23 protein-coding genes are annotated in these 17,337 nt (G+C 73.3%); 12 read left to right on the plus strand and 11 right to left on the minus strand.

Going from position 1 to position 17,337, the window contains the following annotated elements; all coding sequences use genetic code 11:
* Positions 1-434 precede the first annotated feature (434 nt).
* The 5 genes from ABZ342_RS47285 to ABZ342_RS47305 all read right to left on the minus strand — a co-directional run bounded on the left by ABZ342_RS47285 (position 435) and on the right by ABZ342_RS47305 (position 4,971).
* Positions 435-1,076, minus strand: coding sequence for a response regulator transcription factor (locus ABZ342_RS47285; protein WP_360488201.1), 642 nt, complete (start codon positions 1,074-1,076; stop codon positions 435-437).
* Between the two features lie 2 nt (positions 1,077-1,078).
* Positions 1,079-1,468 carry a hypothetical protein gene (locus ABZ342_RS47290; protein ID WP_155543601.1) on the minus strand — a complete coding sequence of 130 codons (390 nt, stop codon included), beginning with the start codon at positions 1,466-1,468 and terminating at the stop codon, positions 1,079-1,081.
* A 28-nt stretch (positions 1,469-1,496) separates the two neighbouring features.
* Complete coding sequence (locus tag ABZ342_RS47295) at positions 1,497-2,705, minus strand: cytochrome P450 (protein WP_360488205.1); 1,209 nt, start codon at positions 2,703-2,705, stop codon at positions 1,497-1,499.
* Positions 2,706-2,967: 262 nt separating this feature from the next.
* On the minus strand, positions 2,968-4,359 hold the full coding sequence (locus ABZ342_RS47300) for an aspartate aminotransferase family protein (RefSeq protein WP_360488208.1): 1,392 nt from the start codon (positions 4,357-4,359) through the stop codon (positions 2,968-2,970).
* A 117-nt stretch (positions 4,360-4,476) separates the two neighbouring features.
* Positions 4,477-4,971 carry an Lrp/AsnC family transcriptional regulator gene (locus ABZ342_RS47305; RefSeq protein WP_360488261.1) on the minus strand — a complete coding sequence of 165 codons (495 nt, stop codon included), beginning with the start codon at positions 4,969-4,971 and terminating at the stop codon, positions 4,477-4,479.
* Positions 4,972-5,141: 170 nt separating this feature from the next.
* Between ABZ342_RS47305 and ABZ342_RS47310 the strand changes: the two genes are divergently transcribed.
* On the plus strand, positions 5,142-6,518 hold the full coding sequence (locus tag ABZ342_RS47310; RefSeq protein WP_360488211.1) for an APC family permease: 1,377 nt from the start codon (positions 5,142-5,144) through the stop codon (positions 6,516-6,518).
* A gap of 1 nt (position 6,519) precedes the next feature.
* Here the strand turns inward: ABZ342_RS47310 and ABZ342_RS47315 are convergent, their stop codons facing one another.
* On the minus strand, positions 6,520-7,068 hold the full coding sequence (locus tag ABZ342_RS47315) for a copper resistance CopC family protein (protein ID WP_360488214.1): 549 nt from the start codon (positions 7,066-7,068) through the stop codon (positions 6,520-6,522).
* Between the two features lie 125 nt (positions 7,069-7,193).
* Between ABZ342_RS47315 and ABZ342_RS47320 the strand changes: the two genes are divergently transcribed.
* From ABZ342_RS47320 to ABZ342_RS47340, 5 genes are read left to right on the plus strand one after another with little or no spacing between them, the layout of a single operon-like run.
* Complete coding sequence (locus ABZ342_RS47320; protein WP_155543595.1) at positions 7,194-7,661, plus strand: hypothetical protein; 468 nt, start codon at positions 7,194-7,196, stop codon at positions 7,659-7,661.
* On the plus strand, positions 7,654-8,850 hold the full coding sequence (locus ABZ342_RS47325; RefSeq protein WP_360488218.1) for a PPE domain-containing protein: 1,197 nt from the start codon (positions 7,654-7,656) through the stop codon (positions 8,848-8,850). Before ABZ342_RS47320 ends, ABZ342_RS47325 begins: the two co-directional genes overlap by 8 nt.
* Positions 8,847-9,143: a type VII secretion target gene (locus ABZ342_RS47330; RefSeq protein WP_155543593.1), complete on the plus strand. Its 297-nt coding sequence runs from the start codon at positions 8,847-8,849 to the stop codon at positions 9,141-9,143. Before ABZ342_RS47325 ends, ABZ342_RS47330 begins: the two co-directional genes overlap by 4 nt.
* On the plus strand, positions 9,136-9,828 hold the full coding sequence (locus ABZ342_RS47335) for a hypothetical protein (protein WP_360488222.1): 693 nt from the start codon (positions 9,136-9,138) through the stop codon (positions 9,826-9,828). The genes ABZ342_RS47330 and ABZ342_RS47335 overlap by 8 nt, the downstream gene beginning before the upstream one ends.
* Entirely contained in the window at positions 9,825-10,421 is a 597-nt protein-coding gene (locus ABZ342_RS47340; RefSeq protein ID WP_360488225.1) for a hypothetical protein, read from the plus strand. Before ABZ342_RS47335 ends, ABZ342_RS47340 begins: the two co-directional genes overlap by 4 nt.
* Here ABZ342_RS47340 and ABZ342_RS47345 read toward each other — a convergent pair.
* Positions 10,333-11,118 (minus strand): helix-turn-helix transcriptional regulator, encoded by a 786-nt coding sequence (locus tag ABZ342_RS47345; RefSeq protein ID WP_360488228.1) that lies wholly within the window; start codon positions 11,116-11,118, stop codon positions 10,333-10,335. The two genes, ABZ342_RS47340 and ABZ342_RS47345, sit on opposite strands and share 89 nt — an antisense overlap.
* A gap of 48 nt (positions 11,119-11,166) precedes the next feature.
* Between ABZ342_RS47345 and ABZ342_RS47350 the strand changes: the two genes are divergently transcribed.
* Complete coding sequence (locus ABZ342_RS47350; protein ID WP_360488231.1) at positions 11,167-11,940, plus strand: ESX secretion-associated protein EspG; 774 nt, start codon at positions 11,167-11,169, stop codon at positions 11,938-11,940.
* Positions 11,941-11,958: 18 nt separating this feature from the next.
* Here the strand turns inward: ABZ342_RS47350 and ABZ342_RS47355 are convergent, their stop codons facing one another.
* Genes ABZ342_RS47355 through ABZ342_RS47370 form a run of 4 tightly spaced genes read right to left on the minus strand, consistent with a single transcriptional unit; the run spans position 11,959 to position 14,333 of the window.
* The gene (locus ABZ342_RS47355; protein ID WP_360488234.1) at positions 11,959-12,351 is read right to left on the minus strand and encodes a hypothetical protein; all 393 of its coding nucleotides are present in this window, start codon (positions 12,349-12,351) and stop codon (positions 11,959-11,961) included.
* Positions 12,348-12,602, minus strand: a complete 255-nt coding sequence (locus ABZ342_RS47360; RefSeq protein WP_360488237.1) for a YbaB/EbfC family DNA-binding protein — start codon at positions 12,600-12,602, stop codon at positions 12,348-12,350. The genes ABZ342_RS47355 and ABZ342_RS47360 overlap by 4 nt, the downstream gene beginning before the upstream one ends.
* Entirely contained in the window at positions 12,599-13,612 is a 1,014-nt protein-coding gene (locus ABZ342_RS47365; protein WP_360488240.1) for a CHAP domain-containing protein, read from the minus strand. Before ABZ342_RS47365 ends, ABZ342_RS47360 begins: the two co-directional genes overlap by 4 nt.
* A 1-nt stretch (position 13,613) precedes the next feature.
* Entirely contained in the window at positions 13,614-14,333 is a 720-nt protein-coding gene (locus ABZ342_RS47370; RefSeq protein ID WP_360488243.1) for a transglycosylase SLT domain-containing protein, read from the minus strand.
* A 139-nt stretch (positions 14,334-14,472) separates the two neighbouring features.
* Between ABZ342_RS47370 and ABZ342_RS47375 the strand changes: the two genes are divergently transcribed.
* Genes ABZ342_RS47375 through ABZ342_RS47395 form a run of 5 tightly spaced genes read left to right on the plus strand, consistent with a single transcriptional unit; the run spans position 14,473 to position 17,105 of the window.
* Positions 14,473-14,973 (plus strand): L,D-transpeptidase, encoded by a 501-nt coding sequence (locus ABZ342_RS47375; RefSeq protein WP_360488246.1) that lies wholly within the window; start codon positions 14,473-14,475, stop codon positions 14,971-14,973.
* A 12-nt stretch (positions 14,974-14,985) separates the two neighbouring features.
* Positions 14,986-15,753 carry a putative protein N(5)-glutamine methyltransferase gene (locus ABZ342_RS47380; RefSeq protein WP_360488249.1) on the plus strand — a complete coding sequence of 256 codons (768 nt, stop codon included), beginning with the start codon at positions 14,986-14,988 and terminating at the stop codon, positions 15,751-15,753.
* 43 nt (positions 15,754-15,796) lie between these two features.
* The gene (locus ABZ342_RS47385; protein WP_360488252.1) at positions 15,797-15,994 is read left to right on the plus strand and encodes a hypothetical protein; all 198 of its coding nucleotides are present in this window, start codon (positions 15,797-15,799) and stop codon (positions 15,992-15,994) included.
* Positions 15,995-16,038: 44 nt separating this feature from the next.
* Complete coding sequence (locus ABZ342_RS47390) at positions 16,039-16,515, plus strand: sigma-70 family RNA polymerase sigma factor (protein ID WP_360488255.1); 477 nt, start codon at positions 16,039-16,041, stop codon at positions 16,513-16,515.
* Positions 16,512-17,105: a methylated-DNA--[protein]-cysteine S-methyltransferase gene (locus ABZ342_RS47395; RefSeq protein WP_360488258.1), complete on the plus strand. Its 594-nt coding sequence runs from the start codon at positions 16,512-16,514 to the stop codon at positions 17,103-17,105. The genes ABZ342_RS47390 and ABZ342_RS47395 overlap by 4 nt, the downstream gene beginning before the upstream one ends.
* The last annotated feature ends 232 nt before the right edge of the window (positions 17,106-17,337 follow it).

Genomic DNA, 17,337 nt, shown 5'->3' on the forward strand with positions numbered 1-17,337 from the left:
CCGGTGCCGATCAGCCCCAGCCGGATAGGCGGGATCGCGGATGCTGCCATGCCTCGTCCGTCCTCGTCATCGGTTCCGGAACTCGGTCGTGCAGCCCGCTGGTCGCCCGCCCGGCCGGGGTTGGCATCCGCCCCGGCGGCCGCCCGCGCCCGGCCACTCACAGACCCCGCCGGACGACTGCCGGTCCGCAGGTCACCCGGCCCGGTTGGGTTGGCATCTCACCAAGGTCCGCCCTGTCCGGCCAGATCACAGACCCCGCCGGGCGACTGCCGGTCCGCAGGTCAGCCGCCCCGGTCGACCAGCATCCCGCCAAAGGCCGCCCCACATCCGGACCCCGCTGCAGCCACCTCCGGCCGCCCTCAGCCGACCCGCTCAGCCGCCAACCCCGTCTCGACCCGGCGCACACCCCAACTCCCCACCCCGCCAGGCTCCCCTCAGCCAGGACGGCACAACCCCCGCTCGTACGCCAGCAACCCCGCCTCGGTCCGATGCGCACACCCCAGCTTCCGCACCACCTGGGCCACCAAACTCCGCACCTCCGGCTCACCCAGCCTGAGCCGCGCGGCGATCTCGGCGTTCGTCAGCGCGGAACCCACCCCGACCAGCACCTCACGCTCGCGCACCGACAACCGGTCCACTCCGGCCAGCCGCTCGTCCCTCGGGCCCGACAGCCGCGTCGCCGCCGATACCAGGCGGCGGGACGCGTCCGGGGACAGCACCACGTGCCCGTCGGCCGCCAGCCGGACCACCTTGATCAGCTCGTTGCGCCGGGCCGAGCGCAGCACGTACCCCGAAGCGCCGTCGCGCAACGCACGGAGGATCCCCGCGTCGGAGTCGAACGTCACCAGTGCCAGCACCGCCGGGCGGCGGAACACCGGCCCGAGCGGCCCCAGCCGCAGGTCCAGCAGCACCACGTCCGGCAGGCGGCTGCGCAGCGTCGTGCGGGCCGCCGTCGCGTCCGGGGCCGAGCCGATCACCTCGATGCCGTCGGTCTCGGCCAGCAGGGAGCCCAGGCGGGCCCGCACCGCCGGGTCGCGTTCGGCCACCAGAACGCGGACCGGGGGCGGGGGCAGCACCGTCAGTCCTTGGGTCGCAGGCGGATCAGCGGCAGGTCGGTCCGCGACGCACCCACCAGGTCACGCCCGCCCGGGCCGCGCAGCCGCAGCTCGCGGAACCGCACCGAAGACAGCTGCGCCGCTTCGATCGGGTACACGTCGCCGTAGCGCTTGATCTTCTCGACCAGTTCCTTGCCCAGCAGCTCCACCAGGCCCGCGTGCCGGCTCGCGCCGCCGCCGAGGGGCACGTCCAGCTGCTTGCGCACCTCGGGGAACCGCTGGTCCAGCTCGACGGCCAGCTGGTGGATCGTGACGTAGGCCGGGCCGAACTCGGACGCGTCCGGGCCCGGAGGGATCTCCTTCAACACCTTGATGAGCTTGTCGTCCATCCCCAGTTTGTCCCACAGGGTCACGTTTCCTCCTGTCGTGGCCGCCGCAGGTCTACCAGAGGACCGGCACGCGGTCCACTCCCCCGGTCACCCGGTTCGTCCGGACCTCCAGTTCGTCGACCGGCACCGCGAGCCGCAGTCCGGGGAACCGGCGGAACAGCGAGCCGAACACGACGCGCAGTTCCGTGCGGGCGAGACTCGCGCCGATGCAGAACCAGCCCCCGTAAGCAAACGACACGTGCGAGTTGGGCTTGCGCCCGGGGTCGAATTGCGCGGCGGCGGGGAACACCGACGAATCCCGGTTCGCGGCCGCCAGCGAGAGGACGACCGCGTCCCCCCGGGCGACCGTCACGCCGCCGAGCTCGACGTCGTCGTGCGCGTACCGCAGCACCCCGAGCCCGCCCGGCGCGGACAGCCGCAGGATCTCCTCGACGACGCCGTGCACCCGGTTCTCGGGGTCGGCGGCCAGCGCGTCGCGCCGCGCGAGGTCGGTGAGCAGGTACAGGACGCCGAGGTCGATCCGGTTCGACGTCGTCTCGTGGCCGGCGAACAGCAGGCCGGCGCCGAGGCGCGCGAGGTCGTCGTCGGTGAACGCCGGGTCTTCGGCCTGGGCCCGGACCATGTCCGAGACCACGTCCTGGCCGGGTGAGCGCCGCTTGGCCGCCGCCAGCCGCCCCATGTAGGCGGCGAACTCCTCGAGCGCCGCGTCGGCGCCGGAACCGATGTCCATCCGGCCCATCCGCTCGGACAGTACGCGGAACGTGTCGCGGTCTTCGTACGGCACGCCGAGCAGCTCGCAGATCACCAGCACCGGCAGCGGGAACGACAGGTGCTCGTGCAGGTCGACCGGCTCGTCCGCGTGCCGGGCCCGCTCCATGGCGGCGAAGCAGCCGTCGGCCAGTTCCTGGACGTGACCGGCGAGCCGCCGGATCCGGTTGGCGGAGAACGCGGGCACGAGCATCTTCCGCATCCGCGCGTGCGCCACGTGCTCGGTTTCGTGGTCGCCCTGCGGCCGGCCGAGGATCGCCGCCTCCGACAGCGCCGACGCGGTTTCCGGCGCCGGGTGCGACCGGCCGAAGCGCGGGTCGGTGAACACCGCGCGGACCTCTTCGAACCCGGTGACCAGCCACGCCGGGTCGCCGGCCGGCGTGGTCACCGGCACGACCGGGCCCTGGCGGCGCAGCACCTCGAAGAGCGGGGCGATCTCCAGGACGTTCGGCCGTTCGAACGGCAGGCGCGGCGTGTCCGTGGACGCGGTCATCGGGTTCTCCCCCCGGCTGCGCGACCGGTCGGCGTGGACGCGGGCGGTCCGGTCACCGGCCGCTCCCCCCGGTCCCCCTGCGCTCCACGGTACCCAGAAACCCGCGCGAGAGCGGGGATCGCGCGATTCCCCGCCCTTTCGGGCCAACGCCCCCTCCGGTGAACCGCCCGCAAAGCCTCGAATGGGTCATTCACGTCGACGGAGGCGCGCCAAACTGTCGGTGCCCTCCGCTACCGTGGATATCGGGGACCGGAGGCACGCCCTACAGCAGTTTCCACGCCCGGGTGAGCGTGTCACGCAGGATCTGCTCCATCTCGTCGAACTCCCGCTGGTCGCAGATCAGCGGCGGCGAGAGCTGCACCACCGGCTCGGCCCGGTCGTCGGCGCGGCAGTACAACCCGGCCTCGAACAACGCGTCCGAAAGGAACCCGCGCAGCACCCGCTCGGACTCCGGACCGCTGAACGTCTCCTTCGTCGCCTTGTCCTTCACCAGCTCGATGCCGTAGAAGAACCCGGCCCCCCGGACGTCCCCGACGATCGGCAGGTCGGTCAGCTTGTCCAAAGTGGACCGGAACGCGTCTTCCCGCGTGAGCACGTGGTCGTAGAGGCCCTCGCGGGAAATCAGGTCGAGGTTCGCCAGCGCGACCGCGCACGACACCGGGTGCCCGCCGTAGGTCGAGCCGTGCATGAACGTCGTGGCACCCCGGGTGAACGGCTCCATCAACCGCTCCGAAGCCAGCACCGCACCCAGCGGCGCGTACCCCGACGTCAGGCCCTTCGCCGTCGTGATGATGTCCGGCTGGTAGCCGTAGCGCTTGGCGGCGAAGTCGTACCCGACCCGGCCGAACGCGCAGATCACCTCGTCGGACACCAGCAGCACGTCGTGCTTGTCGCAGATTTCCCGCACCCGCGCGAAGTAGCCCGGCGGCGGCACGAAGCAGCCGCCGGTGTTCTGCACCGGCTCGAGGAACACCGCGGCGACCGTGTCGGCGCCCTCGAACTCGATGGCCTGCTCGATCTGGTCGGCGGCCCAGCGCCCGTAGGCCTCGTAGTCGTCGGCGTGCTCGGGCGCGCGGTAGAAGTTCGTGTTCGGCACGCGCAGAGTGCTCGGCACCAGCGGTTCGAAGTCGGCCTTCGCGCCGGGGATGCCGGTGATCGACAACGCGCCCTGCGACGTCCCGTGGTAGGCCAGTGAACGGCTGACCACCTTGTGCTTGGTGGGTTTCCCGACGAGCTTGAAGTACTGCTTCGCCAGCTTCCACGCCGTCTCGACCGACTCGCCGCCGCTCACCGTGAAGAACACGCGGTTCAGGTCGCCGGGGGCCGCGTCGGCCAGCCGTGAGGCCAGCTCGATCGCCGTCGGGTGGGCGTGGCCCCACAGCGGGAAGTACGCGAGCTGCTTCGTCTGCCGCGCGGCCGCTTCGGCGAGCTCCTCGCGCCCGTGGCCGACCTGGACCGCGAACAGCCCGGCGAGCCCGTCCAGGTAGCGCTTCCCGCGGGCGTCCCAGATGTAGGCGCCTTCGCCCCGCACGATCACCGGGACGTCGGTCTCGTCGTAGGCGGAGTGGCGCGTGAAGTGCATCCAGAGGTTGCTGCGAGCTGCCTGGGCGAGGCCGGCGGCATCGACGGAGGCGCGGTCGGCGGTAGTGGTCATGCCTCGGTTATCGCACGCGGCGACCACCGGGCGCAAGCGATTCAGTCGTCCAGACGAATATCATCAACTAATCCGTGGCCAATATTTCCGCGGCACCTTCGGATTTCGTCGTCACGGTCAGCGAGAGCCCCACTGGTAGGTCTGCTTCCGCAGCTTGAGGTAGACCATCACCTCCGCGTGCCGGACGCCCGGCAGCGCGCGGATCCGCGTCGAGATCAGCTGCAGCAGCGCCTCGTCGTCCGCGCAGACGGCCTCGCACAACAGGTCGTAGCGCCCGGCGCAGAGGATCACGTACGCGATCTCGTCCATTTCGGCCAGTGCGTCGCCGACCGGCTCGAGCGGCCCTTCGACGGTGATCGCGATCATCGCCTGCCGGAACAGCCCGACCTGCAAGGGATCCGAGACGGCGACGATCTGGATGACGCCGGAGTCGGACAGCCGCTGCACCCGCTGCCGGACGGCGGCCTCCGACAGGCCGACCGCCTTGCCGATGGTCGCGTAGGCGCGCCGGCCGTCCTCTTGGAGCTGCGCGATGATCTGCCGCGAGAGGTCGTCGAGCACCGGCGGCGCGGGCCGGCTGGGGGTGTCCTGGCTGCTCACGCCCCGGATCATCCCCGACGCGGGCGACACAGGGCAAACGCCACACCCCGGTCACGATGAGTGACTAAATCCGAAGGCTCTGTCCCCTGTGGACAACGATTTCAGTCGTCTTCGCGGCGTTGACAACACCGAATCGGTGCTGTTCCATCCGTCGCACCTTGCCCCGGCCGGAGGGAACGCCCATGCCCCGCACTCCCGCCCCGCCCCGATCCGCCGCCGCCACCGCACCCGCCGGACCCCGCACGCTGACCCGGTCCATCGGCGTCGGCGGCGGGACCCTGCTGACGCTCAGCTGCGTGACGCCGGCGTCGTCGCTGTTCGTCCTCGTGCCGCCGCTCTTCGCCGACCTCGGCACCGGCACCGCGCTCGCCATCGCGCTCGCGGTGCTGCTCTGCGTCGGGATCGCCTTCTGCTACTCCGAACTCGGCACGCTGGTCCCGAGCGCCGGCGGCGAGTACGCGATGGTGACGACGGTGGCCAACCGGTTCGCCGGCTGGCTGACGTTCATGCTCTCCTTCATCGTCATCCTCGTCGTGCCGCCGATCATCGCGATCGGCGTCGCGGACTACGTCGCCGCGGTCGCGCACATCGACCCGTCGGTCGCCGGGGCGCTGGTGATGCTCGCGTCCACCGTGATGGGCCTGCTGAACCTGCGCTCCAACGCCTGGATCACCGGGATCTTCCTGGTCGTCGAGATCGTCGCGATCTTCGTCGTGTCGCTGCTCGGGTTCACCCACACCACGCAGAGCGCGGCCGTGCTGGTCAAGCCGTCGCTCGGGACGAGCGGGATCGGGCTGATCGCCGTCGTCGCGGGGCTCGCCGTAGCGTTGTTCGTGATGCAGGGCTTCAGCACCGCCGTCTACCTCGCCGAGGAGATGCGCGAGCCGCGGAAGACGGTCGCCCGGACCGTGTTCTGGACGCTCGGGATCAGCGCACTCGTCATCCTGGTCCCGGTCGTCGCGATCACCCTCGCCGTGCCGGACGCGGCCGCGCTCGCCGGCGTCGACCTCACCGCGCTCGTCACCGGCTGGAGCAACTCGGCCGTCGGTGCCGCGATCAGCCTGTGCATCGCGGCGGCGATCGTGAACGCGGTGATCGTCATGGTCATCCAGAACTCGCGCGTGCTCTACGCCTCCGCGCGCGACCGGGCGTGGCCGACGCCGGTGAACCGCGCGATGAGCGTGGTGAGCGAGCGGTTCGGCGCGCCCTGGGTCGCGACGCTCGTGGTCGGGCTGTCCGAAGCCGTCCTCTGCTTCGTGCCGGTGGACACGCTCAGCGGCGTCACCGGGGTCGCCGTCGTCGCGCTCTACCTGTGCGTGGCCATCGCCGCGCTGCGGGCCCGCCGGGCGGCGCACCGGAAACCGCACGTGTGGCGGATGCCGGCCTGGCCGGTCGTCCCCGTGGTCGCCGTCGCCGCGCTGGCCTACGTCCTGGTCGAACAGAGCGCGCTCGACCTCGGCATCACCGCCGGCGTGCTGGTGGTGTCGGCGCTGTACTGGTGGGGTTACCTGCGCCGTCGTCCCGAACGCTGGGTCGTGACGGTCCCGGCGGAGGACTAGCTCAGTCCTTCCCGCGGCCCCTCAGCTGACGCAGGCCGACGACGATCACCGCGAGCAGCCCGACGACGCCGACCACCACCCAGATCCAGCCGGGGATGCCGCTGGTGTCCACCGCGGTCGGGGCGGTGGGTGCCTGGGCCTGCTCCGGCACGGACGTCGTCGGCGCCGCGGCGGACGAAGCCGCGGCGGCGAGGGTGAAGTGCACGGTGCCGGTGAGGTTGTCGCCGTCCTCCGCGATCACCTTCCAGGTCAGCGTGTAGGCCTGGGCGGGCCCGGCCGGGGTCACCGGCGCGGTCACGACGGCGCCGGCCACCGCGGGCGTGCCGACCGTCCAGGCGGTGCCGTCGCGGCCGGTGATCTTGACGGCTTCCGGCGGCAGGGTCACGGGCTCGCCGAAGGTCAGCCGGACCTCGGTCGGCGCGGCCGCGAGCGCGGCACCTTCGGCGGGTGAACTGGACTCCAGCTCGGTGTGGGCCGACGCCGGCCCGGCGAGCACGACGAGCCCGGTGAGGGCGGCGAGAACGGCTCCGAACGCACGACGCGGGATCATCCGGACATCCTGCCCTATCCGCCCGTGCAGTCTTCGTGTCCACCCGTGCACGCGGGTGGGGGTCCCTTCTCATCGCGGCGCGCATTGGCCAGGATGGACGCCTGGGTGGCGAGGGAAGGACTTCCATGGCGACTGTGCGCGACGAGGCCGACGCGCGGCGGCAGCTGCGTGCGGAGCACCGGCGGGACGAGGACGGACCGAGGGAAAGCGCCTCGGCGGTCGCGAGGCCGCAGGGCACCGGCGCGGCCGCGCTGGTCGCCGACGGCACCGACGTCCTCGAGCTGGACTACGCCGAGATCGACGCCGCCAAGAACGCTCTCGACGCGCGCCACCAGGAGCTGTCCGGCTACCTCGAAAGCGCCCGCGAGCTGGGCACACCGCTGGCCGACGGCAAAGGCCCGGTGTCCCACTGGATGCGCCGCTCGTTCGGGTTGCGCGGCGGCGCCGAGGCCGGCGGCGTACAGGCCGCGCTGGAGTCCTACCTGACCGAGCTGGCCTCGCTGCGCCAAGCGCTCGACACCGTCGCGGCGTCGCACCGGAGCAACGACGAGGAGGCCGCGGCGTCGTTGCGGGCGGGTGAGCGCGATGCCTGAGTTCCACTCCACGCACCACCAGCCGACCGCGCGCGAGCAGGCGAAGGCGCGGCGGGTGCGTCGCGAGAAAGCCGTGAACAACCGCGAAGACGCGTTCGGCAAGATCAACTGGGACTCCTACGACCACCGCGAGCTGTGGGACATGGTGCAGTCGGCCGACCCGCCGCGGCTCGGCGAGCAGGCGCACCGGTGGGCCGAGCTGGCCCGGGGCGTCGACACGGCCACCGGCGACGTCCACACGCTGGTGCAGAAGCTGCTGCTGTCGTGGCGCGGGCCGTCGGCGGCGCAGGCCGCGGACTCGATCCAGCGCCTGACCGGCTGGGCGAGCACAGCGGGCGAGAACGCCCGCCACATCGGCGACGGCCTCGACACCTACACCGCGGCGATCGGCGAAGCCCGGCGGAAGATGCCGGAACCGGTGCACTACTGGGCCGAGCGGTGGTTCAAGGAGGGCTACGCGGTCAAGCGGCTCGACGGCCCGCAGGGCGCGTACATGCTGGACGACCTGCTCGACGACCAGCTGCCGACGAAGAAGCAGGCGGACGACGCCAAGGCCGAGGCGGTCCGCGTGATGGAGCAGTACGAGAGCGCGAGCCACGACGTCCGCCACCGCCTGCCCCCGGCGTTCGACGCGGCGCCGCAGGTGAGCGCGGCCGGTGCGGACGCGGTGGCCCCACGGGTGCCCCATACGCCGGTGGTCACGGACCCCCATACGCCCGTGGTCCCGGGCCCGCCGCTCGATCGTGGTCCGGACGAGGGCCCGGCGCCGGTGCCGGGCCGGGTGCCGGACGACTCGACGTCGACCGCGTCCGCCTTGCCGCCCACGTTCACCGGCGCCGGGGTGCTGCCGGGCGGCCTCGACGGGGTGATCGGCACGGGCGGGACGGGCTCCGGACCGGGTTTCGCCGGCTTCGTCGGCCCAGGCCCTGGCGGCTCGGGTGGGTCGGGTGGCTCGGGTGGCTCGGTGGGTGAAGGCGGCCGGGCCGGCGCGGGTCGCTTCGGGAACGCGACGCCGGGTTTCGGCCCGGGAGCGGCGGGCGGCCGCGGCGCGGGCACCGGGTACGGCATGTACCCGCCGGGCCAGGGCACCCGCCGTGAAGAGGACAGCGAGCACCGCGACAAGTACGCGGACGGCTACGACCTCCTGGACGACCTGCCCCCGGCCTATCCCCCGGTGTTCGGCGAATGACCGGCTTCCACGCGGACCCGGCGGCCCTCGACGCGCTGGCACTCCGTCTCGAGGGGACGGCCGAGGAGTACGGCGCGGCGGCGGCTTCGGTCGAGACGGCAGCGTCCGGCGACTTCGGACCCCTGGCGATCTCGGGCGCGCTCGCGGTGCTGACGGGCGAGTGGTCGGGCAGGATACGAGCGGTGGAAACGGACTTCACCACGGCGGCGAGCAGCGTCCGCGCGGCCGCGAAGGCCTACGGGACAACAGATGCGGCCGCGGCCGAAGACCTGGGCCGAGCCGCCGATGGCTGAGTTCCGCGGCCTCGGCTTCAACCCGGTCCCCGGCCATCCCGACACCGTCGCCGAAGCCGCCCGCCACTACGCCGCCGCGGCGGCGCGGCTCGAGCAGGCCCGCACCCCCGGCGAAATCCCCGAGTGGGCCGGAAAATCCGCCCAGGCCCTCGCCGACCGCGCCGGACGTGCCGCGACCGGCCTCGCCGCCGTCCCCGAAGCCCTCCGCGCGGCCGCCGCCATCCTCGACGACTGGGCGGGCACCCTCGTCGCCCACCACCGCCGCGCCGAGGACCTCGACCGCCAGGCCACCGCCGCGCGCCAAGCCCTCACCACCGCCCAGGACGACGTCGACCAAGCCGAAACCGAAGCCCAGTTCTCCCCCGCCGCTCAACCGAACCTCACCGCGGCCCGTGCCCGGCTCGCGACGAGACAAGACGACCTCGACCGTGTCCTCGCCGAAGCCCGCGAGCTGGAACGCGCCCACACCACGGAAGCAGCCCGCGTCGCCGACCGCCTGCGCGCGCTTGGCGACGGCTCTCCCCTGCCGAGCGCCCCGGATTTCCCCGCCGTGACAACACATCTGGAGACGTTCTCGACCGTCGGGCGCGAGCTGGGCGTGACCGTCGCGAAGACCCCCGTCGCGCCCGTGACGCCGCCGCCGGGCGCGGTCGGCGCCTTCGCCGCGGCACTGGGTGGCCGGTGAAACTGCCCGCCGTTCCGGGGATCACCCCGGTGAGCCTGGACTCGGTCGAGCGCACCACCGCCGAGCTGCACGCGCTGATGGCACGCCTGCGCGGCCCCGACGCCGCCCGCGACCTCGGCCTGGAAGCGGCGGCCGTCCAGTGCGCGGAGATCGCCCACGAGCAGCGGGCCGGGCTGCTGGCCCTGGTCGAGCACCGGGACGCCGATCCCGCGGTGCTCATCGCCGGGGTCGTCCCGATCGAGGGCACCCTCGACGATGCCGCGGACCTCGGCCACTTCGTCGCCGACACGACCCCGGGCATTCGGGAGGTCAGCCACGCGAACACCCGCCGCGGCTACCCGGTGGTGATCGTCGAGCGGATCGGCCTGTCGGGCGCGCAGCTGCAGGCCGTCGTCCTCGACCCGGATCGCCCGCGCGCGGCCGTGTTCACCCTGCACTCCCCCGGCGGCCGCGGCTGGCTGGAGGTCGCCGGCCTGGCCGGGACGCTCGTCGCCGACGTCGACCTCACCCCCGCAGCGCCTGCTCCCGGAACTCGCGCGGAGTCCGGCCGGTCGCGCGGCGGAACGTCCGCGAGAAGTGCGGGGCGCTGGTGAACCCGCAGTCCCGCGCGATCTCCGCGATCCCCCGCCCCGCCTTCGCCGGGTCCGCCAGCAACGCCTTCGCGCGCTCGACGCGCAGGCCCTTCAGCCGTTCCGCAACACCTTGGCCGTCATCGAAAAGCTGGTACAGCCGCCGACGCGAGATGTACAGCGCTTCGGCGATCTTGTCCGCGCTGAGCGACTGCTCGCCGAGGTGCGCGCGCATGTACTCGAGCGCTTCACGCCTTCGCGCTGCCAAAGCGTCGACACGATCGAGTTCGACGCGCAACGCGCTGCGCAGCACCAGTTCCGCCAGGCCGAGCAGGTGGTGGGCCAGCCCGTGCGGGTCGAGCCGAGGGCCGGCCGCCACGACGTGCGCGACCGCGCCGGCGAACAGCGACCGCAGCGGCGCGTCGACCTCCACCGGCCGGAACATCAGCGGCCGCAGCTCGGCGAACGAGATCGACAACTTCGCCGCCGCGACCGTCAGCATCACGACGCCGGAGGGCTGCAGGTGCAGCGTGGCGTCGGCGAACGTCAGCTTCGCGCCGGACTCGGCGACCGCCCGCGGGACGGGGCAACGCAGCAGCAGCTGGATGCCTTCGGGGTCGCCGCGGCCGCCGAGGATCGCGGCGCGGGCGGCCGCGGCGCCGGAAGCGCGGACGACGAGGTACCCGCTCGCGGGGACGTCCATCGACTGCGGCTCGGCCATCGGCACCATCGTGCCCGACGGCGGCCGCGCACCACGGGAAGGGTGACCATGGCGCGGCGCACCGCGACGGCGGCCGGAGTGATCCTGTCGCATCTCGAATTCGATCTCCTCTGGGCGGACCTGGGGCCGGGCGGGCCGCCGCCGTACCCGTTCGACGTGCCGGTGCACGGCGCCACCCACGCCGAGCGCGACGACCTCGGCGTGCGCGTCTTCGCCGGGCTGGCGGAAGCGGGCCTCACCGACGGCGACGACGTCGACCCGGCACTGGCGGACCTGGTCGTGCTGCTGGGTGCGCCGTCGCTGAGCGTCGACGCGCTGGTGCTGGGCGAAGCGCCGTGGCGGCTGCTCGCGGCCGTGCGGGACGCGGCCGGGGTGCTCGCGGTCCTCGACGAGCGCGAGCTGGTGCTGGAGCCGCTTCGCCCGGCCGACCTGGTCGCGGCCGTGGCCCGGATGCTCGGCGACGCCGAGGCGGGCCCGGGCGACCAGCTCCGGCTTCCCCGCGCGACGTACTCGGCGGCGATGGACGCGTACGCGCGCAACGGCTACGACGCGTTCGAGCGGGCGTTGAGCGCGACCGGGATCACCGGCCGCGCGGTCCGTCCACTGGCGACGCTGGTGACCGCCGAGCGCTACGCGGCGGGCCAGCTGGCAGCGACGGGCCCGGCGGGCCGCACCCCGGTCCTGGCCTGGTTCGACACGGCGGCCGGGCGCTACGCGGTGACGCCGGAGGACGTGGCCGGCGAACCGTGGGTGATGGTCACGCCGGCCGACGGCGCCTGGCTGGCCGACCGGCTGACCCGCATGCTCGGCGACGCCCGCTGAGCGGTCTGCCGCGGCCGGTCAGGTTGCCCAGGTCGTGGGCAGGAACTCTTCGGGGGCCGGCCGCGGCCGGATCGCCGGTCCGCCCACCTCACCGAGTGGCTCGCTCGAGGGCCGCGGACCGAACCTCGGGCCTTCCGCACCGTCCGGCAGCAAGTCCCCCAGCACCTCGCGTCCCTGCCGCAGGGCATCGGCGCCCGCCTCCGATACCAGCCGCCGGATCACCCCGGCCAGCTCCCCCGGCGACCGGTTCAGCGCCTGCCGGTCGAACCGCAGGTCCACGAGCGCGCCGTGGAGGTCGACCAGCACCGACACCCCGTCGGCCTCGGCGGAGGCGCGGATCGCGGCCAGCCGCGTCCCATACGCCGGTTCGGGGGCCTCGAAGGCCGCGTCGGCCAGCTCCGAAGCCTTCATTGGGCCCGCCAGCTGTCCGGTGTGGTCGCTTCCGCGTCCTCACTCGCCTCGGGGAGGCCGAGACCGTCCACGTCGTGCCACAACGAAGCCGTGGCGCGCGCCGACGCGGCCGCGGCCAGCACCAGGATCCGGCGGGCCAGCTCGTCCGGCTCCAGCCTCAGCGCCGACGCCTCCAGCGTCAGCTCCTGCAACGCGCCGCCGGGCGCGACCTCGACGGCGACCGTGCGGTCGGCGGCTTTTCCGGTGATCACGGGTGGACCCCTCCGTAGAACGTGGACGCCGAGAGCGTGTGCGTGTTCCGGCGGACGGCGTCCCCGGAGTTGCCCTCGATCATCGTGACCTGGTTCCCCTCGACCTTCTCGACGATCCCGATGTGCGTGCTCGTCGACGTGTTCTGCGGCCCGGTGCCGAAGATCAGCACGTCCCCCGGCTTCGCTTCGTGCAGCGAGTGCTTGCCGTACGCGTGGCCGTTGCGCTCGCCCCAGTGGAAGACGTCGCCGCTGAAGGGCAGCACCGGGATCTTCACGCCGGCCTTCCGCCACATCGCCGTCGCGAACGACGAGCACCACGCGGCGGTCGGGCCGTACGGGTTCCGGTTGCTGCCCGGCGGGTTCTCGCGGACGCCGAGCTGGGTGCGCGCGGCGTGGACGACCTCCTGGCCGCGTCCGCCGGCCTTGCTCGGGTGCGTGGTCTTCGTGGGCACGGCCTTGTCCATGACACCGTCGTGGGTCAGGTCCTTCCGCAGGTCGTGCAGCTTCTCGGCCGCCGCCTTCAGTTCCGCGTCGACGTGCCGCAGCGTCGACGCCGACTGCCGCGTGTACTGCGGGGCCAGGTCGGCCGCGTGCCCGACCGCGCGCATCAGCGCGGCCTGCGTCCCGGCCGCGACGCCCGCGTCGAGGACCTGCTTCGCCCGCGCGGTGTACTCGTCGACCAGCCGCTGCACGGCGGTGTGCCCGCTGTCCACTGTGGACGCGACGTGCGCGACGACCTTCTCCGCCGCCGCCCCGGCCGCGCCCGTGATCCGAAGCTCCTTCGTCAGCTTCGCGCTGGTGTGGCGGAAGCCGTCGGCGCCGTGGCCGTGCCAGTGTTCGAGGACGGTGGCGCTTTCCTTGTGGTAGGCGTCGTGCTGGGCGTCCAGCGCACCCGCCACCCGGTGCAGGGCGTACTCGGCCCGGACGGCGTCCTCGGCCTTCCCGGCGAGCTTGTTGCGGTGCGCGACGAGGTCCTTCGCGAAGGAGTGCGCGAGCGCGGCGGTGTCCATGTCAGCCCATTCCGTTCAAGGTGGCCACGGTCGCCGTCTCGTGGTCGCGATAGGACTTCGCGGCCTTCCGCGCCGCGGCGGCCAGCCCGTCCGCGTGCGCGCCGACGCCCTTGACCTGCTTCTGCAGGGCCAGCCCGAAGCCGGCGAGCGCGTCGGCGAACCCCGACTCCTCACCGATCTTGCCGAAGCTTTCGCGGCCGATCTCCCGGACGTCGCGCAGGTGCCCGGTCGCGGTGCCCAGCGCGTCGCCGACGTGCCGGGTCCGGGCCACGTAGGAGTGCAGCACGCTGTCGTCCACCCTGAGCGGACGGCCGCTCGCGGTGCCGGTCCCGGCGGACTTGCCGTGGTGCTTCGTGACGTCCTGAGCCGCCTGGCGAGCGGCCGTGAGGTGGTGCTTGTAGGCGCCGTTCGTGTACGTCGACCAGGGCGTGAAGTCGTGGCCGTCGCTCGAGATGCTGTTCGCGACGCGGGCGTTGGTGTCCGGGTCGAACAGCCGGTCGTCGGACTTCAGGTGGTACTGCCGGCGCCGTTCCGGGCCGAGCGCGCCCAGCATGTTGATCTGCCAGAGGCCGTAGGAGTCGTCCGGTGGCGTGGCGTTGTGCGCGGTCGTCCGCCCGCCGGACTCGGCCAGCGCGACGGCGACCGCGGTGGTCAGGCCCTGGCCGCGGAACCCGGCCGCGTAGGCGTGCCGGGCGATCTGCTCGGCGCTCAGCTTCGTCATGGTTCGACCTTGACCGTCCGGGTACCCCCGGCGGTAGCCACGGTGCACGCGGGGACAACCCGGGTGCACGCGCGGCTCAACCTTCGGGGCCGTTCACGCGTACTGATCCCGGGGAGACCTTCGACGAGGGGATGCACGGATGCGCGGCGCCGGGGTGGTGACCCTGCTGGGGTTGACGCTGGTCACGGCGTCGTGCGCGGCACCACGCACGACAACGCCGAGCCCGATCGCCGAACCGGCGCCGCTCGTCCGCACGACCACTCCGGTGCCCACGACGACTCCTCCTCCGCCCGCGCCGCCCTGCGCCGTCACGACCGGCGCGTGCGTGAGCCTGGCGCAGCGCCTGGCCTGGCTGCTGCGCGACGGCCGGGTCGTGCGGGGCCCGGTCCCGGCCGGCTTCGGACCGCCGGACCAGGCGACGCCGGCCGGGTCGTTCCACGTCGTCTGGAAGGACCGCGAGCACACCAGCAGCGTGTACGGCACGGACATGCCCAACTCGGTGTTCTTCGCCGCCGGCGGCATCGCCTTCCACGCCGGGCCGCTCGACGCGCCGTCGCACGGCTGCGTCCACCTCACCGACGCCGATTCGGCGGCGTTCTTCGACGGCCTGAACGTCGGGGACGCGGTGCAGGTCCTGTAGCGTCACTCCCCGGTGGACACTTCGACTGTCGTTTCGCGCCTGCGCGCCGCGGGCTGCGTGTTCGCCGAGGACGAGGCGGACCTGCTGATCGCCGCCGCCACGACCCCCGCCGAACTCGGCTCGCTGGTGGAACGCCGCGTTGCGGGACTGCCGCTGGAGCACCTGCTCGGCTGGGCGGAGTTCCACGGCCTGCGGATCACCGTGCGGCCCGGGGTGTTCGTCCCGCGTCGCCGCACCGAGTTCCTGGTCGACGTCGCCGCCTCGCTCGCGCCGGCCGAGCCGGTGGTGCTCGACCTGTGCTGCGGCTCGGGTGCGCTGGGCGCCGCGTTCGCCGCCGCGCTGCGCCCACGTGAGCTGCACGCGGCCGACGTCGAGCCAGCGGCCGTCGCGTGCGCACGGCTGAACCTCCCGGAGGCCCGCGTGTACGAAGGCGACCTCTACGACGCGCTGCCGTCGTCGCTGCGCGGCCGGGTCGACGTGCTCATGGCGAACGTGCCGTACGTCCCCTCGGACGCCGTCGCGACCATGCCGCCGGAGGCTCGGCTGCACGAACCCCGCGTGGCGCTCGACGGCGGGACCGACGGCCTCGACCTCGCCCGCCGCGTCGCCGCGGGCGCGTCGCGATGGCTCGCGCCGGGCGGGATTCTGCTGACCGAATCGAGTGAACGGCAGGCGCCGGTATTGGCCGCGCTGTTCGCCGCCGCGGGGCTGGCTCCGCGCGTGCACGATTCGGAAGAGCTGGGCGCCACCGTCGTCACCGGGACCGCCCCGCCGTCGTGATTTGCCCGGTGGGGCGAGGACTTTCGTTCACTCCTTCGTCGGAGTGACCACCCGGATCGGGCTGCGGTTCGGCATCTCGATGAGCTGCGGTCCGCGCTACACGACCGGCACGGGCGTACGCGTCCGGCAGCGACTGCGCGTTCGGATTCCAGCCGCTGTGCGTCCTGGACAACTCGGGCAGTTCGTCGTGAGCAACCACATCCTCGACGGGGACGGGTACTGGGTTTACCCGTACGCGTGACAAACTCGATCTCACGTTCCGGCGCCGGCGGACGTCTACAGGGTGTGATCGTGAAACCGTTCGAGCAAGTCGTGACCGAGCACGGGCCGATGGTCCTCCGGGTCTGCCGGGCCGTGCTCGGCCCCGCCGACGCCGAAGACGCCTGGTCGGAGACCTTTCTCGCCGCCCTCAAGGCGTATCCGGACCTGCCCGCCGAGGCGAACGTCCAGGCGTGGCTGGTCACGATCGCGCACCGCAAGGCCATCGACGTCACCCGCGCCCAGGCGCGCGTCCCGGTGCCGGTCGGCGAGATCCCGGACCGCCCGGGCGGAGCCGGCCCACTGGACGGCGACCTGTGGGACGCGCTGGCGAGGCTGCCGGACAAGCAGCGCGCCGCCGTCGCCTACCACTACCTGGCCGGGCTGCCGTACGCGGAAATCGCGAAGATCACGGGAGGCAGTGTCGACGCCGCCCGCCGCGCGGCCGCCGACGGCGTCAAGACCCTGCGGGCCACCTACCCCTTGGAAGGAGCGCACTCATGATCGACATCATCCCGTCGCCTCCGGTGGCTTGCGAACTGCTGCCGGACCGCCTGCACGACCGCCTGACCGCGGCCGCCGAGCGCGAGGGCCTGCTGGACGTCGCCTACCGCACGCTCGACACGCCGGTCGGTTCCCTCCTGCTGGCGGCGACGTCCCAGGGCCTGGTGAAGGTGGCGTTCGACCGCCAGGACCACGACGCGGTCCTGGCCGAGCTGGCCACGGTGATCAGTCCCCGGCTCCTCCACGCCCCGGCCCGCCTGGACCCGGTGGTCCACCAGCTGGACGAGTACTTCACCGGCGGGCGCCGGTCATTCGACGTCCCCCTGGACTTCCGCCTGGCACGCGGCTTCCGGCTGTCGGTGCTGGAACACCTGCCGGAGATCGAGTACGGCCGAACGGAGAGCTACGCCCAGGTGGCCACGGCGGCGGGCAGCCCCAAGGCAGTCCGAGCAGTCGGCACGGCGTGCGCGCTCAACCCGCTCCCGGTGGTGGTGCCGTGTCACCGGGTGGTGCGGTCGGACGGGTCGTACGGCCAGTACGCGGGTGGTGAGGAAGCCAAGCGGGTGCTGCTGACGATGGAAGCGGCCTGAGCTTCGGGCTTTCTCTGCCGGCCGGTGTGGCGGGCGACCCGGGGCAGGCCGGGCGGGCCGGGAGGCCGAGCCGGACCGGGCAGGCCGGGCGGGCCGGGGCGGGCCGGGCGGGCCGGGCGGGCCGGGCAGGGCCCGGCGGGCCGGGCAGGGCCCGGCGGGCCGGGCAGGGCCCGGCGGGCCGGGCAGGAGAGCGGAAGTGCGGCGGGTGGGGGAGGGGGGTGAGGGTCGGGGT

The organism is Amycolatopsis sp. NPDC005961 (assembly GCF_040629235.1).
Taxonomy (GTDB): domain Bacteria; phylum Actinomycetota; class Actinomycetes; order Mycobacteriales; family Pseudonocardiaceae; genus Amycolatopsis; species Amycolatopsis camponoti.